The following is a 17,724-nucleotide window of genomic DNA, read 5'->3' on the forward strand; positions in this document are numbered from 1 at the left end:
TCTTGTTTTTACTCTTGTTTACGGGCGCGTAATATCTCCCGTTTGCCGCCCGGGGGGCCCGGAAGACGTTCTACGATGAATCCGGCTGCTTGCAACATTCGTCGTACAATGCCTTTTGCGCAGTAGGTGGTGAGAATACCGTCTTTAGCTAATAAAACATAAAGGCGGTTGAATAGTTCTTGCGACCACATTTCCGGCTGCTTTTCCGGGGCGAAGGCGTCGAAGTAGACGAGATTAAATTGAGAGTTGAGATTAAATGGAGAGTTGAGAGTTGAGAATTGAGAGTTGATTGTACCGTCATTGGTATTGTTCACTCTCAACTCTCCATTCTCCATTCTCAACTTCTTAAAGTCCTCTTGTACTTTCCGTAAGGTGAAGTGCGGGGTCAGTTCTACTTCTTCTTCCCAGGGAGATGTGTGGAGCTGTTTAAACAGTTCGATGGCTGTTTGCTGTTCGCCGTTCACTGTTACTTGTTCATCGTTCGTGACATAGTTCAGTTGCTCTATCATCTGCCATTCCAGAGGATACAGTTCCAGACCTGTATAGTGTACGTTCCGTCCGCTTCTTTCTGCTTCTTCGAGCGTGAGCCAGGCGTTTAGTCCTGTTCCGAAGCCTATCTCAAGGACACGTGGAGAAATGGCGGCAGACGCTTTAAGCCCCATATCAATGAAGATATGTTGAGACTCCGTGCGTGCTCCCTTCGTTGAATGATAATGCTCATTCAATTCCGGAACAAACAGGGTAGCACTCCCGTCTTCGGTTCTCTCAATAATCCTTTTCATCACGCAATCTCTAAAATACTTAATACCTGATACTTAATACTTGAAAAATCCCCTATCCTGCCACTGCGTCCCAGGCGCTTTCGAGCACATACAGAAGAAGGATATAACGTACTAATTTGCCGACAAACATGGAAGCTACGGTAATCCATGTATTGCTCCGCATAAATCCCAGTGCAATGGCTATCACTTCCCCGATGGCGGGAAGGAAGGCAAAGAATGCCATCAATGCTCCTTTTCCTTGCAGGAAGTTCACCATTTTATCTACTTTTTCTTTCTTTACTTTGAAATATTTCTCAATCCAGCTTATTTTGCCCAGACGCCCCATGTAGTAGCACGTCATTCCGCCGACCGTATTGCCTAAAGTGGCGGACAGCAGGCAGGCGACAGGGGGCAGGCCGAGTTTCACCAGTGTCACCAGTACCAGTTCGGAACTGAAGGGCACGATGCTTCCTGCCAGTAAAGCCGAGATGAATAATCCCGGAAGTCCCCACTCTATGAGGAGTTGTACGATTGAATCTATAAAAGCGTCCATATATTAAATGCAAATAAGAGGATGAGACTGACCAGTGAAACAATAAAAAACACATTCGAGCTTTTACTGTTGGTCAGTACAAAAAAGTGCCCGATGAGAATGCTGCAACTTATCATAAGTAGCGGCAACAAATCGCTGCAATAGTTCGGTTGGATGGCTATCAGCAGGAAGAGGAAGATAGTCAGGTCTATCAGGAATTGAAGATAGGCGCGTGTGCGTATCTTGTCTTCAAAGCCGGCGGCAATACAATGAACGGCGCTGACAATGAACAGCACGAGCAAATAGCCGAGCACTGCCAGTTCCCAAGTCTGGAGAATCTGCAAGTTAAAGACGTCGCCGAAAGTTGTCAGTTCGATGAAAGGACGGTAGAACAGTTCCATTTCATTGTAGAAGAAGGCGTGTCCGAACAACATCCAGTAAGGCAGCGTCCATCCGAGCAATGCACCGCAGAAACTACGTGGCGTAAGCGCCTGAAACCGGTAGGCTTCAAGCAACCAAAGCACAGAAAGCACGGTAAGCTGGGGAAAAAGGATGCTTCCCGCCCCGATAAAGAGGAAGGAATAGAACAGATAGCCTGCCGCACGCGATTGCTGATAACTCCTGAATAAGAAATAAATCGAAATAAGGAAAGCCAGGGCAGCAATGTCTCCTGCGTATAACAGATGCATCTCCGGACAGGCGGTGACCAGCAGGAAGTAAATAGCCGTCTGCATCGAAGCCCTCATGCGGATAATGCCGAACTGATTGTTCAGCTCAATCAGGAAATAACCGATAACGGCGTAAACAAGAAAACTGACGATTCGTTCCGCCCAACTCGGGAGCAGAGAGTCACGGGTAGCTTGCCAAAATGAGGGAAGGCTTTCCCGTGTGGTGGAAGTTATGAGGTCGGGAAATAAAAAATAGGTCGACACCCAGCAGAGGGTGCAGATAAAGATAACGGCAGGCAGGGTGAGCCGTCCTGCTGTTATCTGATTTTGTAGTTTTTTATTTCTCATGAATCTATCACTCGTTATCTGTCTACTTTGGATTCTATAGATGCAAATACTTGATGTTCAGAGTGCTAATAGCTTGCCTGAACGGTATTGGCAACTAACTTCTCAGGTGTTAATACTTGAGTTCCCAACTGTTAATACTTCTCGGCTCAACTGTTAATACTTGACGAGTCAACTATTAATAGCCTGCAAACAGGGTGTTAATACTCTGTTTGGACAGTCTACAGTATCTGTTTTCTATTACAAATCGAATCCGATGTCGCGACGGAAGTATTTCTTGTCGAAGTCAATCATATCCGCCACTTTGTAGCTCTGTGCCAGTGCTTCTTCTTTCGTTGCGCCGTAAGAGCAGACCGCAATGACACGTCCGCCGTTTGTGACTATCTGACCGTCTTTCAGGGCTGTTCCGGCATGGAAGATGATACTGTCCGTAGCGGCCGCCTGTTCCAGTCCGTTGATGGGGAATCCTTTTTCGTAGGCTTCGGGATAACCGCCGCTGACGAGGATTACACAACCTGCCGAGCGCGAATCCATTTCCAGTGTTTTCTCGTTCAGGTTGCCTGCGGCTGTGCCTTCAAGCAGTTCGACGAAATCGCTTTGGATGCGTAGCATCACGCTTTCTGTTTCAGGGTCGCCCATGCGGACGTTGTATTCGATAACCATCGGTTCGCCTTTCACTCGGATCAGTCCGAGGAAGATGAAGCCTTTGTAGGTGATGTTTTCTTCTTTCAGTCCGTTGATGGTCGGTTCGATGATGCGGGTACGTACCTTCTCCATATATACTTCATCGGCAAACGGGACAGGGGTTACACTGCCCATACCGCCTGTGTTGAGTCCTTTGTCGCCTTCGCCGATACGTTTGTAGTCTTTGGCTACGGGAAGGACTTTGTAGTTCTCTCCGTCTGTCAGGACGAATACGGAGCATTCGATGCCGCTAAGGAACTCCTCGATAACAACGGTTGCGGATGCGGAACCGAACATTCCGCCCAGCATTTCTTTCAGTTCCTTCTTCGCTTCGTCCAGTGTAGGAAGGATAAGAACGCCTTTTCCGGCGCAAAGACCGTCGGCTTTCAGTACGTAGGGAGCTTCCAGTGTTTCGAGGAAAGCGAGTCCTTCTTCAAGGTTTTCGGCAGTAATGCTTTTGTAGCGGGCTGTCGGGATATTATGGCGCATCATAAAGCCTTTGGCAAATTCCTTGCTTCCTTCCAGTTGCGCTCCTTTTGCCGATGGGCCGATAACGGCGATATGTTTCAGCTCGGGACGGTCTTGGAAATAGTCGTAGATGCCTTCTACCAACGGGTCTTCGGGGCCTACTACTATCATTTCGATGTTTTTCTCCTTTGCGAAGGTACTGATAGCTTCAAAATCAGTTGCTTTGATGTTGACATTCTCGCCTACGGCAGTTGTTCCGGCATTACCCGGGGCAATGTATAGTTTTTCAACTTTCGGACTTTGGGCAATTTTCCATGCCATTGCATGTTCGCGGCCGCCCGAGCCTAGTAATAATATCTTCATCTTTGTACTGTTATAAGTTATACTGTTATTTGTCTGGATATGGATGCGGTTACTTTTTGCAGCTTACAGGTTCTGTTCAAAGTACCGGGTGATTTTCTCGTGCAGATGTACACGGTCGCGGCCTGATACGTTGTGCTTGTGGCACGGGTAAATGAACAGGTCGGGGTAGGTGCGGGCATCTACACAGGCTTTCATGAACGACAGTGTATGCTGTGGCACACATGTGTCGTCGTGGTCGTCATGGATAATCAATAGGTGGCCTTTCAGTTGTCCGGCAAAGTTCTTCAGGTTACATTCTTTGTAGCCTTCGGGATTGCTTTCGGGAGTGTCCATATAGCGTTCGCCGTACATGATTTCATAGTAACCCCAGTCGATTACAGGGCCGCCGGCAACGCCTATTTTGAATATTTCCGGGTAACGGAGTAGCAAGGCGGTGGTCATGTGGCCGCCAAAGCTCCATCCGTGTACGCCGATACGCTCGCCGTCTACGTATGGCAGGGATTTCAGGTATTCTACACCTTTCACCTGGTCTTTGCCTTCTTCGATGCCGAGATGGCGGAAGGTGGCGTTTTCAAATTCCAGTCCGCGGTTACTGCTGCCACGGTTGTCGATGGTGAACATGATGTAGCCTTTGTTGGCCATGTAAGTATCCCATCCGCGTGCGCCGTTCTGCCATCCGCCGGTGACGCATTGTGCGTGAGGGCCGCCGTAGACGTAGACAATGACCGGATATTTTTTGTTCGGGTCGAAGTCTGCCGGTTTCATGAGACGGTAGTGCAGGTCGGTGATGCCGTCGGCTGCTTTGATACTTCCGGTTTCGATGCTTGGCATTTGGTAGCCTTCATAGGGACTTTTGGCAGTCAGCAGGTTGGCAGTTTCTTTAAAACTCTTGGTGTCTACCAGGTTGATGGTGCGTGTCTGGTCTTTCGTCGAATAACGGTCGATAAGATAAGTGCCCGATGCGTTAAGAATACCGCTGTGTTCGCTTTCTTGGCAGCTGCTGAACGGTTGGCTTATCTTTCCGTTGCTGACATTTACTGCAAAGTGCCCGCTCTTCAAGCCTTCGATGGCGGTGAAGATGATTTCTTTGCGTTTGGCATTGAAGCCGAGGATGTCTTTTACCAGCCAATTGCCTTTGGTCAACTGTCGTACCTTGTAGTACTGCTGGTATGTTCCACCTGTTGCAGAGGAATGTATTTCGGGGTACGTCTTGGTGCGTGTATCAAAGAGGTAAAGGTGATTGTAACCATCACGCTGGCTTTGATAGATGAATTTGGTGGCATCCCATGGTAAGAATACGATTGAATTTTGCGGTTCGACGTATTTGGGATGCGTCTCTTCATAAAGAACTTCTATCAGGTTACCTGTCTCTGCATTGTATTGGCAAAGTTTGGCGTGATTCTGGTCGCGATTCACTTCTATGAGGTAGAGACTTTTCTCATCCGGCGACCAACTGATATTTGTGAAGTAACGGTCGGTAGGGTCGCCTGTATTCAGGTAAATGCTTTTTCCGGTTGCAGGATTGTAGATACCTACTTGTACTTTATGGCTGGTCATTCCCGCCATCGGATAGCGGACGTTGTTTACTTTTCCCACACGTGCGGTAATGTCTACAAGCGGGTATTGTGTAACCATGCTTTCATCCATACGGTAGAAAGCGAGCAGGCTGCCTTTCGGACTCCAGAAAGTACCTTTATTGATACCGAACTCGTTGCGATGTACGGATTGTCCGCAAACGATGCCTTCGGGCTCGTTGGTCACTGCTTGTTCGTTTACGTACAGGTTGTTACCTATTGTGTAAGCTACGTTGCCGTTGGCTGCGCAATAGTCCTCATTGTTTGCCTTTTCTCTTAACTTGAGGGTGCTGACAATGCGGTTATTCTTAAAGTCATACGTGATGAACTTTCCTGCTACTGTGAATAGCATCTGTGGTTTGTCCGCCCACGGGAAGCGGATGGAGTACAGGTGTGATAATTTCCCAGCCTCATTTTCAGCAAGTACTTTGTTGATTTGTTCACGGGTGATGACCATCGTCTCTTTTCCCGTTTTAGGCTGAATCGAATAGAGCGTATCCACGCCCGGCTTCATACATTCATCACCCCACCATTGCAGTCCGTACAGGTTTTCTGCATAAAGGTAGCTTTCGCCACCCGGAATCAATTCTTCCAGTGTTGGCTTTTTGGTTTCTTGTGCCATAACATTGAATCCGATTGGTAGTGCCATCAACAACAGGATGGTTCTTTTTCCAATTTTACTCATTGCTCTTTTCTTTATTATTTGTTTTTAAATCCTTCTACTTTTACTCTGTCCAAAGGAGTTTGTCTCGATTGGATAATTGCACTTATTTTTGCAAAAGCATTAAATAGATCATCAAATTGTTTCTCATAACTTTCTCTATCAGAAGTTATGTCTTCTTCAAGATATTCAATACGTTGCTTTAATTCTTCCAACTCCTTTTTGGGTACATTGGATAGAAGATATTGGCGCATACGCACAAAGGCGCGGATTATATTGATGTTCACGTCTATAGCAGTCTTGGATTTGAGAACACTAGATAACATAACTATGCCATATTCAGTAAATGCAAATGGAAGATATTTGATATTATATCCTTGTCCTGTTTTCAAGGTCGCAATTTGCGACCTTGAAATTATAGCTTCCTCTTTAGTTAGTTCAAACATAAATTCAGCGGGAAAACGTTCAATATTACGACGCACTTGTTCTTTGAGTCGTTTGGTTTCAACTCCATACATTTCTGCTAAATCGAAGTCAAGCATCACTTTCTGCCCCCTGATTTCATATATTTTGTTTTCAATAATGGTTATATCATCCATTTTTTCTTTTGCTTAAACTGATCTCAAATTGGGACTAGTCATTTGATTTATGATGTAAACTTGAAATTCCAATTTGGAACTTCAAGTTTCTACTTAGTTACTAAATAGCGACTTATTAGGTAAGTAAATTACCAAAATAGAATGACTATTCCTCTTCCTTCTTCGGAATCCTCGGCTCCCGATTCCCCTTAAACTCTCTCGGCGCTCTTGAATCTCTTCCCCCGCGGAAGTCTCCCCGTGGCTTTCTATCCCTGTCGCCACCTTTAAAATCACCGCCTTCTCTACGTGGTTTGAAATCTCCTTCTCTGCGAGGTCTGGATTCACCCTCTCTGCGTGGCTTGAAGTCCCCTTCGCGTCGTGGTTTAAATTCACCCTCGCGACGTGGCTTGAACTCTTTTCTTTCTCTGAATCTTGGAGCTTGTTCCCCTTCGGAGTCTTTCTTGTCTTCCTCTTCTCCTTCCTGGCTCTTGAATTCTTTGTACTTTCCGTCAAAAATCTCATATTTGCGGAATTCACACTCCAACGGGCCATTGAACAAAGGCACTTTCTGACTGGCTTTCAAACCGATTTGGTCGAAACACTCTTCCCGATAAGACAATACCCACGCTTCATTACCGACAAACGCATGCTTCAGACGCTCACCAATCATTTGATAAAGCCCGAGCAAATCATTGGTAGAAATACGCTCTCCATAAGGCGGGTTCGTGATAATGACTGACTTCTCCTTCGGTTGTTCGAACTGCTGGAACGGTTGCAGTTTCAGCACTATATCCTTCGATACACCCGCGGCTTTTATATTGTGTGTAGCAATCTCATTAGCCTTCGGATTATTATCATATCCATAAATCTTATGAGCAAATTCACGCTCCTGACTGTCGTCATTGTAAATATCATCAAACATATCCGCATCGAAATCCACCCATTTCTCGAAAGCGAATCCTTTGCGGAACACTCCCGGAGCAATATTCTTTGCAATCAGAGCAGCTTCGACAGGAATAGTACCCGAACCGCACATAGGGTCAATCAAGTCACAATCCCCGCGCCATCCCGTCATCAGAATCATCCCTGCCGCCAACACCTCGTTCAGCGGAGCTTCTACTGCTTCCTGGCGATAACCGCGGCGGTGCAACGACTCACCCGAAGAATCCAAAGACAGCGTACAGGTAGTCTGCGCAATATGAATATTCAGCAATACGTCCGGATTATTGATGCGGACAGACGGACGCTTTCCGGTTTTCTCGCGGAAGTAGTCCACAATCGCATCTTTCACTTTATACGAAACAAACTTCGAATGGCGGAATTCATCGCTGAACACCACTGCGTCGATAGCAAAAGTCTTGTTTACATCGAGATATTCTTCCCATGGAATAGCCTGTATCTGATTATAAACCTCGTCAGCATCCTTCGCTGTGAAGTTCTTGATTGGTTTCAGGATGCGGATAGCGGTACGAAGGCAGAAATTGGCCTTATACATCATACGTTTATCTCCGGTGAATGAAACCATCCGGCGTCCTATTTGGATATCGTTGGCTCCTAATGCTGTCAGTTCTTCTGCAAGTATCTCTTCCAGTCCCTGGAAGGTCTTGGCTATCATCTCGAATTGTTCGCTCATATATAGTTATTTGATTTTATTTTTTTGCTTTAGTTTGTACGATTCTCGCTCCTGCGGGCACATTCTCTGTCACCCAAATATTGCCGCCCACGGTCGCATCGCATCCGATAGTGATTCTGCCCAGGATAGTGGCATTGGAATAAACAATCACATTGTCTTCCAGAATCGGGTGGCGGGGGATACCCTTGATAGGCTTTCCGTCCGCATCCAGCGGGAAACTCTTGGCTCCCAGGGTGACACCCTGATACAGTTTGACATTATTGCCGATAATACTTGTTGCACCGATAACGACGCCCGTACCGTGGTCGATAGTGAAATGGCTGCCGATTTTCGCAGCCGGATGGATGTCTATACCCGTCTCGCTGTGCGCCATCTCCGTGATGATACGCGGAATCAGCGGAACACCCAGTTCCAGCAATTCATGCGCGATGCGATAATTGCTGATAGCCTTGATAGCCGGATAGCAGAAGATTACCTCACCATAGCTTTCGGCAGCAGGGTCACCGTTGTAAGCGGCTTCCACGTCGGTTGCCAGTATTCTCCTCATGGCAGGCAACTTACTGATAAACTTCGAGGCAAGGCGTGCGGCTTCTTCCCGCTCCGTGTCGGAGCAGACGCTGCATTTCCCTGCGCTATTGGTTCCGAAACACAATCCCGCCAGGATTTGCTCGCAGAGCAAATCAAACAGTTTCTCAATATTTACACCGATGTGATAATTAATTGTCCGGCTGTTGATAGTAGAATTCCCGTAATATCCGGGGAAGAGAATGGAGCGTGAAAGCTCGATAATTTCATACAAGATTTTAGCAGAGGGCAGTGGTTCGCCATCTTTGTGTTGATGAAACAGTCCTTTGTAAGATTCGCTTTCCGATAGCTCATCGACTGCCTGTGTCAAAATGTGGGTGAAGTTCAGTGGACTCATTAGGTCAGTTGCTCATATTTATATGGGGACAAAGGTATTAAAAAAATAATAAAATTCGTTGGGATTCAGGATAAATAATGTATTTTTGTCACATTCAAAACATGACATGAATAAGGGGCAGATGAATCGAAGGGCTACTATGAAACTGTTTGGGCTGTTGGGGCTGTTGATGTTATTGAGTTGTGGATATACTAATAAACATCATAGCAAGTCTTTATGTGAACTGACTTTTGTTGATTCTTTGGAAACCCGTGTGCAGGATTCTCTGTTTGCCAACGTACTTTATTCCCGTTCACAGATACGTGAAGCACTGGTGCAAGTGCAGGATTCCCAAGTCTACTACCGCCTTCTCGCCCTATATGGGAAAACATTCTTTGTCTCTTCCGATTTCGATTCCATACTTTACTATCACCGTCAGGTGAAAGAATTTGCCCGCAAAGCGAATGACTGTCCGCAATGGAATGACGTACTGTCCGATGTCTACAACATGGCAGGAAACGTATGGATGCAATTGAACCGTCCCGATTCTGCCATCATCGGCTACAAGCAAGCCTATCAATACCGCCTGAAAGGGAACCGGCTCCATATTCTTCCCGATATATGCATCAACACAGCCGATGCCTATCTGCACCGCGGCGACCTGGCGCATACCGCTTCGTACTATCGCCGTGCCCTGTTCCTCTGCGACTCGTTGAACTTGTCCGAACATGCGAAATTCCCCGTCTACTACGGACTGGGGCAAACCTATATGGAACTCCGTGATTTTGAACTGTCGAACCATTACTACGACTTGGCAGGACAATTCTTCGATGAAATGAACGTAGGCGAGAAATGGACATACCTCAACAACCGCGGCAACCACTATTACTACAAAAAAGACTACCGCGAAGCCCTGAAATACATGCGCAGAGCCAATGAACTGGTATCCGCTCATTCGCAAATGGTATTCGAACAGAATTTTGTCAAAGTGAACCTGGGTGAACTCTATGTATTGACCGACAACCTCGACTCTGCACAGATATGCCTGGATGAAAGTTATCGTTTCTTCTCTAAAATACAGCATAACTCGGCAGTACATTACATCGAAACCCAAATGATTGAACTTGCCCTGAAGAAAGGAAACATCGCGCAGGCACAAAAAATGATTGCCCGCACTGCTCCCGTGGGGCATCTCGATGCCAATATGCTGACCATACGCAACCAGTATCTCCAGCATTATTTTGAACGCACCGGTGATTACCGCCGTGCCTATGAATATCTGAAGCGCAATGGTCATTTGGACGACTCCATCCGTAGCGAACGGGTGCAGATGCGTGTTGCCGAACTGGATATGCGCTATCAGCAGGACACGATTGTGCTGCGTAAAGAGATACAAATCCAACAGCAGGCCGGAGAAATGAGAGTCCTGAAACTAAGCGTCTATATTTGGGTACTTGTCTGCCTGCTGCTCATAGCCGGTACGGTAGTCATCATCTGGTATATGCGCAAGAAACGGGAATTCCTTCGCGAGCGTTTTTTCCAACAGATAAACCGTGTCCGCATGGAGAATCTGCGTAGCCGTATTTCCCCTCATTTTACTTTCAATGTGCTGGGACGCGAGATTAATCAGTTCAATGGTTCGGAAGATGTGAAACAAAACTTGATGGGACTGGTGAAATATCTCCGACGAAGTCTCGAACTGACGGAGAAACTGAGTGTACCATTGCAGGACGAACTGGACTTTGTACGCTCCTACATCGACCTGGAGAAAGGACGTGTCGGAGAGGATTTCACCCCGACAGTCACGGTAGAAGACGGGTTGGATGCCACCCGTATCATGATTCCCTCTATGATTGTGCAGATTCCCGTAGAAAACGCCATCAAGCACGGACTGGCAGGAAAGGACGGAGCTAAAGAACTAGCCATATCCGTCTCCCGTCAGGAGAACGGAATCCGCATTACGGTTACCGACAACGGTCGCGGGTATCTTCCGCAGGTGGCTTCCGCGACACGCGGCACCGGTACAGGACTGAAAGTGCTTTACCAAACCATTCAGTTACTAAATACAAAAAATAAAAGTGACAAAATACGTTTTGATATAACCAACAGAAACGATGGACAGACCGGAACGCAAGTCTCGGTATATATCCCGTTTCGTTTTTCTTATGATTTATGATGGAGACAGAAGAAAAGTATAAAGTAGTTATCATTGACGACGAGCGTTCGGCGATTGATGCTTTGCGCCATGAGTTGGCACCCTATCGTGAATTTGAAGTAAAGGGAATTGCAAGCAATGGCACAAAGGGTAAGAAGATGGTTATGGAACTGCGTCCAGATTTACTATTTCTTGACGTAGAGCTTCCGGATATGCTCGGCCTTAACCTGCTGAGTGAAATAAGGGATGATGTATTGTGGGATATGAAAGTGGTATTCTATACTTCTTATGACAAATATCTGCTGCAAGCCCTGCGTGAATCCGCTTTCGACTTCTTGCTGAAGCCCTTCGAACACGAAGATTTAAAAGTGATTATAGACCGTTACCGGAAAGCCATGTCAACCTCTGCGTTGCTTCCGCCGCCTTCCTTCGCGTCTTCTGTCAATGCTCTGCTGCCGCAACATGGCATGTTTATGATTAGCACAGTGACCGGATTCAAATTCTTGCGACTGGAAGAAATCGGTTTCTTCGAATACCTGAAAGAGAAGCGCCAATGGCAGGTCGTACTGTTCAACCAGTCCCGGCTGAACCTGAAACGGAATACGAAAGCCGAAGATATTATCGGTTATTCACAAGCTTTCATACAGATTAGTCAGTCTGCTATTGTAAATGTAAATTATCTGGCTATGATTGACGGAAAGTGCTGTCAGCTTTATCCGCCCTTTCATGACAGGAGCGACCTGATTATCTCCCGTAATTTCCTGAAAGAGCTGCAAGAACGCTTGTACGTATTATAACCTGCCGAGCTTATTATATAATCGGACTTATATATAAATGGGGAGACGCCACTTCTTCATCAGAATCGGCGTCTCTATTTGTTAGAATATTAGAATGAGAGAGAGTTATGTTACATATTTGTATTATCCATCGTGACGGTCATTTCGGGAACCAATACGTAGGTTTGTTTCTTAGCGTTCCATTTATAATAATTGGTAGTGACAGTCTTGCCTTCATAAATGTAATTGATGCGTAAGTCTTTTTGCCATTCATCCTTACTGCTGTTCCATTTCATGGCTTCACTTTCAATCATACGTTTGTTATCATCGTACTTATAATTGTACTTCATATAATTAGCGAGAGTATTACCGTCCATTTTGTAAACGGTTTGTCCTACTGTTACACCATTTTCTTCTACCGGATTATAAATCAATTGACCATCGTAGCTACGTGCAGAAGTAGCAAGCGACACAACAAGAAGAACTGCTGATAAAACGAACATTTTTAAAGATACTTTTGCTTTCATGGCTATTTAAGTTTTTGAGTTATACTTTCATATTTCTACAACTGCATCATTTTTACGCTGCAAACTTACATATTAATTTGGTATTTATGCAATTTAAATGCTGAAAGATTGTCAAAATGTCAAGAGGGGGTAGAGGGTAACAGTTGCTTTTTGCCAATATTGGTGACAAAAAAATATCCGGCAGTCAATCTGCCGGATATAGAATGAATCACTTCGTTGAGAAAGTGTTCCTTTTACTAGCTTTATGGATATCGAGTTAAATAATGTTATTACATCTTTTACTCCCCGGTTTTCTGATATGTACTCTGTCAGTATGACCTGTGTCGCCTCTTATTAATGTGCTTCAAGCCAATTCTTTCCCCATCCGCAATCAGCTTTCAAGGGCACATGCATGCGATATGCCTTCTCCATTTCCTCGATAACGATTTCCTCCACGCGTTCTTTCTCGTTGACGGGAACGCTGAAGTTCAATTCGTCATGCACTTGCAGAATCATCTTCGCCTGTATCCCTTCCGCCTGGAAGCGCTGGTAAATACGGGCCATGGCTACCTTGATAATATCCGCCGCACTCCCCTGGATAGGCGCATTAATGGCATTTCGTTCCGCATATCCGCGTACAACGGCATTTCGTGAATTAATGTCCGGCAAGAAACGCTTCCGGTGGAAAATCGTTTCTACATATCCCTTTTCCTGTGCCACCTGAATACTCTTGTCCATATACGCCTTCACGCCCGGATAAGTCTCGAAATACCCGTCAATCAATTCTTTGGCTTCTTTCCGGTCTACATTCATCCGTTCGGCAAGACCGAATACGGATATACCATATATAATACCGAAATTGGCAGTCTTGGCTTTACGGCGCATATCCGAACCTACATCATTCAAATCAATCTTATAGATTTTCGCAGCCGTAGCAGCATGAATATCGTGATTGCTGAGGAAAGCATCAATCATGTTCTTATCCTCACTGAGATGCGCCATAATGCGCAATTCAATCTGCGAGTAGTCCGCCGAGAAGAAAAGACAACCTTCATCGGGAATAAATGCCTTGCGGATTTCCTTTCCGTTCTCGTCGCGGATAGGGATATTCTGCAAGTTCGGATTGCTCGAACTCAGACGTCCCGTAGCGGTGACCGTCTGGTTGAAAGACGTGTGTACCCGGCCTGTGCGTGGATTGATTAATAAAGGCAGTGCGTCGATATACGTTCCCAACAACTTTTTCAGCCCGCGGTGTTCCAAAATTTTTTCCACTACCGGATGCTTGTGACGAAGACTTTCAAGCACCTCTTCCGAAGTGACATACTGTCCCGTCTTGGTCTTTTTCGCTTTCTCTACAATCTTTAATTTGTCAAACAGCACTTCGCCGACCTGCTTGGGTGAAGCAATATTGAAAGTCTCGCCTGCCAACTCGTAAATTTCCTTCTCGATGTTTTCCATCTGCGCCGTGAAATGGGCAGACGATTGTTTCAATGCTTCCGTATCCAGCAATACCCCGTTCCTTTCTATATTGACCAATACCGGAACAAGTGGCATCTCTATATCGTAGAACAACCCTTTGGCATCATTCTTCTTTAGTTCCTCCTCCAGCACCTTCTTCAACTTCAACGTTACATCCGCATCTTCGCAAGCATAACGATAGACGTCCTTCGGGTCAAGGTCGCGCATATTCTTCTGATTCTTACCTTTCGGTCCGATTAGTTCGTCAATATGAATCGTCTGATAGTGCAGATAAATTTCCGCAAGATAATCCATCCCGTGACGAAGTTCCGGCTGAAGAACGTAATGCGCAATCATTGTATCGAAAAGCGGGCCTTTCACATCCGCGCCATAATTTTTAAGAACAATCATGTCGTACTTGATATTCTGTCCTACCTTCAGCGAATTTTCATTTTCAAAGACCGGACGAAACTCGTTGACGATTTTTAACGCTTCTTCTTGCTCGGCAGGGACAGGAACATAAAATGCTTCATTTTCGGCAATAGAAAAACTCATTCCGACCAATTCTGCGTCCATCGGTTCCGTTCCCGTCGTCTCCGTGTCTAACGAGAGAATTTTCGATGTAAGCAACTTTTGAATAATTTCCTGCCTTTTCTCTTCTGTATCAATGAGTTGGTAGTTATAATCAAGCGATTCTAACGTCTCTAGATTTGATTTTTTTGCTTCGCCCGGCTCGTTGCCCGTGAAATTTGCAAATAAATCGCCTTGCACGGCTCCCCCTTCTTCGGGAAAAAGTGGGAGAGGAGCGGGAGTGCCTTTTCCGGTTGGCGTCTTACTTCCGGCTGGGGACGTCATTCCATTTCCGGTAGTCTCCTTTTTGAGCACGCGGTCAATGAGTGTCCGGAATTCCAATTCCTCAAAAATACTGCGGAGTGAATTTTCATCTGCGTCTTCGCGGATAAGCTTATTCATTTCAAGTTGGATGGGGACGTCGATTTTGATAGTTGCCAGGAACTTCGAGAACGTAATCAATTCCCGGTTCGTTTCCACTTTCGTTTTCAGTGCCCCTTTCAGTTGGTCGGTATGCTCCAGCAGATTCTCGATACTTCCGAACTCGGCAATCAACTTCTGCGCAGTCTTTTCGCCTACACCGGGGCAACCGGGAATATTGTCCGAAGAGTCACCCATCAAACCCAGCATGTCAATCACCTGCGCGGGCGACTGAATATCAAACTTGGCTTTCACCTCTTCGATACCCATTACCTCAAAACCACCCGTATGCTTGGGACGGTACATGAATACCTTGTCGCTCACCAACTGGCCGTAATCCTTGTCGGGCGTCATCATGTACGTCGTAATCCCCTGCTTGCCGGCTTCGGTGGCAAGAGTTCCTATCACGTCGTCGGCCTCGTAGCCCGACACTTCGAGAATAGGAATACGATAAGCCCTTATAATATCCTTTATAATAGGTACGGACAGGCGGATTGCTTCGGGAGTCTCTTCGCGTTGCGCTTTATATTGTTCAAAAGCTTCGTGGCGGAAAGTAGGCCCGGAAGGGTCGAAAGCCACTCCTATATGCGTCGGATTCTCCTTTTTCAGCACCTCTTCGAGCGTGTTGACAAAGCCCAGGATTGCTGAAGTATTGAATCCTTTGGAGTTGATTCTTGGGTTCTTGATAAAGGCGTAATACGCCCGATATATCAGTGCATAAGCGTCTAAAAGAAATAATTTATTATCTGAATCCATAGATTTAATTAATTTTTCATGGTAAAAGTACAAAAAAATACCGTATTAAGCGTTTTATTATTACTTTTGTGCACAAATTACGTATTAATGGACAGTATCTCACTCATCAGGACTCCGATTGAAGCGGAACTGGAGGATTTCAAAAATCTTTTTGATAGTTCTCTTTCCAGTTCGAATGCATTGCTCGACAGCGTCGTATCTCATATACGGCAGAGGAATGGTAAGATGATGCGTCCTATCCTCGTCCTGTTGGTAGCGCGCCTTTACGGTGCTGTCCGCCCTTCCACGCTTCATGCCGCCGTCTCCCTGGAGCTGCTTCACACAGCCAGCCTGGTGCACGATGATGTGGTGGACGAAAGTACCGAACGACGCGGACAACTTTCGGTGAATGCTATCTTTAATAATAAGGTAGCTGTACTGACAGGCGACTACTTGCTGGCTACAAGCCTTGTTCATGCCGAACAGACGCACAGCCACCCTATTATCCAGTTAGTATCTTCATTGGGGCAGGACCTCGCCGACGGCGAATTGCTCCAGCTCTCCAATGTAAGCAATCATAGCTTCTCCGAATCAGTTTATTTCGATGTCATCCGTAAGAAAACCGCCGCTCTCTTTGCAGCCTGCACAAAAGCTGCCGCTTTCTCGGTGGGAGTAGGTGAGGATGAAGCCGAATTTGCCCGCTTGCTGGGCGAATATATAGGTATCTGCTTTCAAATAAAGGACGATATCTTCGATTACTTCGATAGCAAAGAAATCGGCAAGCCGACCGGCAACGATATGCTCGAAGGGAAACTGACACTGCCTGCCCTGTATGTGCTGAACAAAACGAAGGACAGCGCCATGCAAGAGATTGCGTTTAAGGTGAAGGAAGGTACGGCTACCCCTGACGAAATAGCCCGTTTAATCGAGTTTATCAAAGAAAACGGCGGTATCGAATATGCAGTCCGTACGATGAACCTCTATAAGCAGAAAGCCTTTGACCTGCTGGCTTCCCTGCCGGATTCTGAGATTTGTGCAGCACTCCGCGCCTATTTGGAGTATGTAGTAGACCGCGAAAAGTAATTACTTCCTGTACTTGTCCAGCAGCGAATAACAAGTCAGTGACTTGTCCCAATCTTCTATTCTTCCTGATTTCATAGCTCGTCCGAGCAGGTAACTTTTGTCTATCTCTTCCGGCGTGCGAAGATCTGCTGCACACAATGCGCCCGCTTGTCCGATATACTCCCAAGCCTCTTCTTTGGTAATGTATCCACTGCCCAAAGCCGCGCGAACTAACCCGACCAGCAGTCCCATATCCCATCCGACAACCCCTCTTTCCAAGTCATTAATCCATATAATCGGGTCTCTTCTTTCCTCTGTATATTTCACGAAATTGTATAGATTCTTTCCCTGCTGAATGAAGCGTTCAACCCCGAAGAAACGTTTGTGGATGATTTCCTCGAACTCGCAGATGTTGCTTGTCGAGAGCAGATAGGGGAGCATGATTTGATAGGAAACCCTGTCACCTTCGTTGATAAGGAACTGAAATAATCCGGTGACGGACTCGGTATCTGTACAGTGAAAATCTTCCGATAGGAACCTTGATAACTTTTGCGGATGTACGCCGGTGTCTATAGAATTGAGATAGAAGCCATCCAGTACGGCTTCCATATAGCCTATACGGAGCCCTTTCTTTCTCTCATTCCCGAGGAAGAGATTCAGAGGATTGGGATTGAATCGTATCGTTCTTACATGTGTTTCCATCCTTGGTACTTCCATTAAAAATCGCAAAAAGCGTGAGGACTGTTGACATATATTCTCCTGAGGCTTCGGCTAGCCGTTATGATAATACAAGCAACAGTCCCACGCTCCGTTCGCTATATAACAAAAGTATATACATGAAGGTGCGTGAGACCCGTTTGCTTATTACCGTTCA

At 46.0% G+C, this 17,724-nt stretch carries 14 protein-coding genes; 3 read left to right on the top strand and 11 right to left on the bottom strand.

Translation table 11 applies throughout. From position 1 onward, the window contains the following. Positions 1-8: 8 nt before the first annotated feature. The 8 genes from mnmC2 to BacF7301_RS05485 form a co-directional block, all read right to left on the bottom strand. Entirely contained in the window at positions 9-782 is a 774-nt protein-coding gene (gene mnmC2 / locus BacF7301_RS05450) for a tRNA (5-methylaminomethyl-2-thiouridine)(34)-methyltransferase MnmC2 (protein WP_167960944.1), read from the bottom strand. Positions 783-834: 52 nt separating this feature from the next. After that, positions 835-1,314 (bottom strand): YqaA family protein, encoded by a 480-nt coding sequence (locus BacF7301_RS05455; RefSeq protein WP_167960946.1) that lies wholly within the window; start codon positions 1,312-1,314, stop codon positions 835-837. Further along, complete coding sequence (locus tag BacF7301_RS05460) at positions 1,299-2,309, bottom strand: hypothetical protein (RefSeq protein ID WP_167960948.1); 1,011 nt, start codon at positions 2,307-2,309, stop codon at positions 1,299-1,301. Before BacF7301_RS05460 ends, BacF7301_RS05455 begins: the two co-directional genes overlap by 16 nt. A gap of 237 nt (positions 2,310-2,546) precedes the next feature. After that, positions 2,547-3,821: a phosphoribosylamine--glycine ligase gene (gene purD, locus BacF7301_RS05465; protein ID WP_167960950.1), complete on the bottom strand. Its 1,275-nt coding sequence runs from the start codon at positions 3,819-3,821 to the stop codon at positions 2,547-2,549. A gap of 63 nt (positions 3,822-3,884) precedes the next feature. Further along, positions 3,885-6,080 carry a S9 family peptidase gene (locus tag BacF7301_RS05470; RefSeq protein WP_167960952.1) on the bottom strand — a complete coding sequence of 732 codons (2,196 nt, stop codon included), beginning with the start codon at positions 6,078-6,080 and terminating at the stop codon, positions 3,885-3,887. 14 nt (positions 6,081-6,094) lie between these two features. Then, complete coding sequence (locus tag BacF7301_RS05475) at positions 6,095-6,655, bottom strand: ORF6N domain-containing protein (protein WP_167960954.1); 561 nt, start codon at positions 6,653-6,655, stop codon at positions 6,095-6,097. Positions 6,656-6,800: 145 nt separating this feature from the next. Next, positions 6,801-8,267: a THUMP domain-containing class I SAM-dependent RNA methyltransferase gene (locus tag BacF7301_RS05480; protein WP_167960956.1), complete on the bottom strand. Its 1,467-nt coding sequence runs from the start codon at positions 8,265-8,267 to the stop codon at positions 6,801-6,803. A gap of 16 nt (positions 8,268-8,283) precedes the next feature. Continuing rightward, the gene (locus tag BacF7301_RS05485; RefSeq protein WP_167960958.1) at positions 8,284-9,189 is read right to left on the bottom strand and encodes a serine O-acetyltransferase; all 906 of its coding nucleotides are present in this window, start codon (positions 9,187-9,189) and stop codon (positions 8,284-8,286) included. 121 nt (positions 9,190-9,310) lie between these two features. Between BacF7301_RS05485 and BacF7301_RS05490 the strand changes: the two genes are divergently transcribed. Both BacF7301_RS05490 and BacF7301_RS05495 read left to right on the top strand, forming a co-directional pair. Next, positions 9,311-11,344, top strand: a complete 2,034-nt coding sequence (locus BacF7301_RS05490; protein WP_167967114.1) for a tetratricopeptide repeat-containing sensor histidine kinase — start codon at positions 9,311-9,313, stop codon at positions 11,342-11,344. Continuing rightward, the gene (locus BacF7301_RS05495) at positions 11,341-12,120 is read left to right on the top strand and encodes a LytR/AlgR family response regulator transcription factor (RefSeq protein WP_167960960.1); all 780 of its coding nucleotides are present in this window, start codon (positions 11,341-11,343) and stop codon (positions 12,118-12,120) included. The genes BacF7301_RS05490 and BacF7301_RS05495 overlap by 4 nt, the downstream gene beginning before the upstream one ends. A gap of 110 nt (positions 12,121-12,230) precedes the next feature. Here the strand turns inward: BacF7301_RS05495 and BacF7301_RS05500 are convergent, their stop codons facing one another. Together BacF7301_RS05500 and polA are read right to left on the bottom strand one after the other, a co-directional pair. Then, complete coding sequence (locus BacF7301_RS05500) at positions 12,231-12,626, bottom strand: DUF3836 domain-containing protein (RefSeq protein WP_167960962.1); 396 nt, start codon at positions 12,624-12,626, stop codon at positions 12,231-12,233. Positions 12,627-12,959: 333 nt separating this feature from the next. Beyond that, positions 12,960-15,809, bottom strand: coding sequence for a DNA polymerase I (polA, locus tag BacF7301_RS05505; protein WP_167960964.1), 2,850 nt, complete (start codon positions 15,807-15,809; stop codon positions 12,960-12,962). Between the two features lie 87 nt (positions 15,810-15,896). On the opposite strand from polA, the gene BacF7301_RS05510 reads away from it, so the two are divergent. Further along, entirely contained in the window at positions 15,897-16,871 is a 975-nt protein-coding gene (locus BacF7301_RS05510; RefSeq protein ID WP_167960966.1) for a polyprenyl synthetase family protein, read from the top strand. On the opposite strand, the gene BacF7301_RS05515 is transcribed toward BacF7301_RS05510, so the two are convergent. After that, a complete protein-coding gene (locus BacF7301_RS05515) occupies positions 16,872-17,552 on the bottom strand; it encodes a DUF1266 domain-containing protein (protein ID WP_167960968.1) in 681 nt (226 codons plus the stop codon). Between the last annotated feature and the right edge of the window lie 172 nt (positions 17,553-17,724).

Origin of the sequence: Bacteroides faecium (assembly GCF_012113595.1) — a bacterium.
Classification (GTDB): domain Bacteria; phylum Bacteroidota; class Bacteroidia; order Bacteroidales; family Bacteroidaceae; genus Bacteroides; species Bacteroides faecium.

Excerpts from the sequence above, each read along its gene's own strand:
- mnmC2 (WP_167960944.1), bottom strand. The coding sequence starts at position 782 with ATGAAAAGGATTATTGAGAGAACCGAAGACGGGAGTGCTACCCTGTTT.
- BacF7301_RS05480 (WP_167960956.1), bottom strand. The coding sequence starts at position 8,267 with ATGAGCGAACAATTCGAGATGATAGCCAAGACCTTCCAGGGACTGGAA.
- BacF7301_RS05470 (WP_167960952.1), bottom strand. The coding sequence starts at position 6,080 with ATGAGTAAAATTGGAAAAAGAACCATCCTGTTGTTGATGGCACTACCA.
- BacF7301_RS05460 (WP_167960948.1), bottom strand. The coding sequence starts at position 2,309 with ATGAGAAATAAAAAACTACAAAATCAGATAACAGCAGGACGGCTCACC.
- BacF7301_RS05510 (WP_167960966.1), top strand. The coding sequence starts at position 15,897 with ATGGACAGTATCTCACTCATCAGGACTCCGATTGAAGCGGAACTGGAG.
- polA (WP_167960964.1), bottom strand. The coding sequence starts at position 15,809 with ATGGATTCAGATAATAAATTATTTCTTTTAGACGCTTATGCACTGATA.
- BacF7301_RS05495 (WP_167960960.1), top strand. The coding sequence starts at position 11,341 with ATGATGGAGACAGAAGAAAAGTATAAAGTAGTTATCATTGACGACGAG.
- BacF7301_RS05455 (WP_167960946.1), bottom strand. The coding sequence starts at position 1,314 with ATGGACGCTTTTATAGATTCAATCGTACAACTCCTCATAGAGTGGGGA.
- BacF7301_RS05485 (WP_167960958.1), bottom strand. The coding sequence starts at position 9,189 with ATGAGTCCACTGAACTTCACCCACATTTTGACACAGGCAGTCGATGAG.
- BacF7301_RS05500 (WP_167960962.1), bottom strand. The coding sequence starts at position 12,626 with ATGAAAGCAAAAGTATCTTTAAAAATGTTCGTTTTATCAGCAGTTCTT.
- purD (WP_167960950.1), bottom strand. The coding sequence starts at position 3,821 with ATGAAGATATTATTACTAGGCTCGGGCGGCCGCGAACATGCAATGGCA.
- BacF7301_RS05490 (WP_167967114.1), top strand. The coding sequence starts at position 9,311 with ATGAATCGAAGGGCTACTATGAAACTGTTTGGGCTGTTGGGGCTGTTG.
- BacF7301_RS05515 (WP_167960968.1), bottom strand. The coding sequence starts at position 17,552 with ATGGAAACACATGTAAGAACGATACGATTCAATCCCAATCCTCTGAAT.
- BacF7301_RS05475 (WP_167960954.1), bottom strand. The coding sequence starts at position 6,655 with ATGGATGATATAACCATTATTGAAAACAAAATATATGAAATCAGGGGG.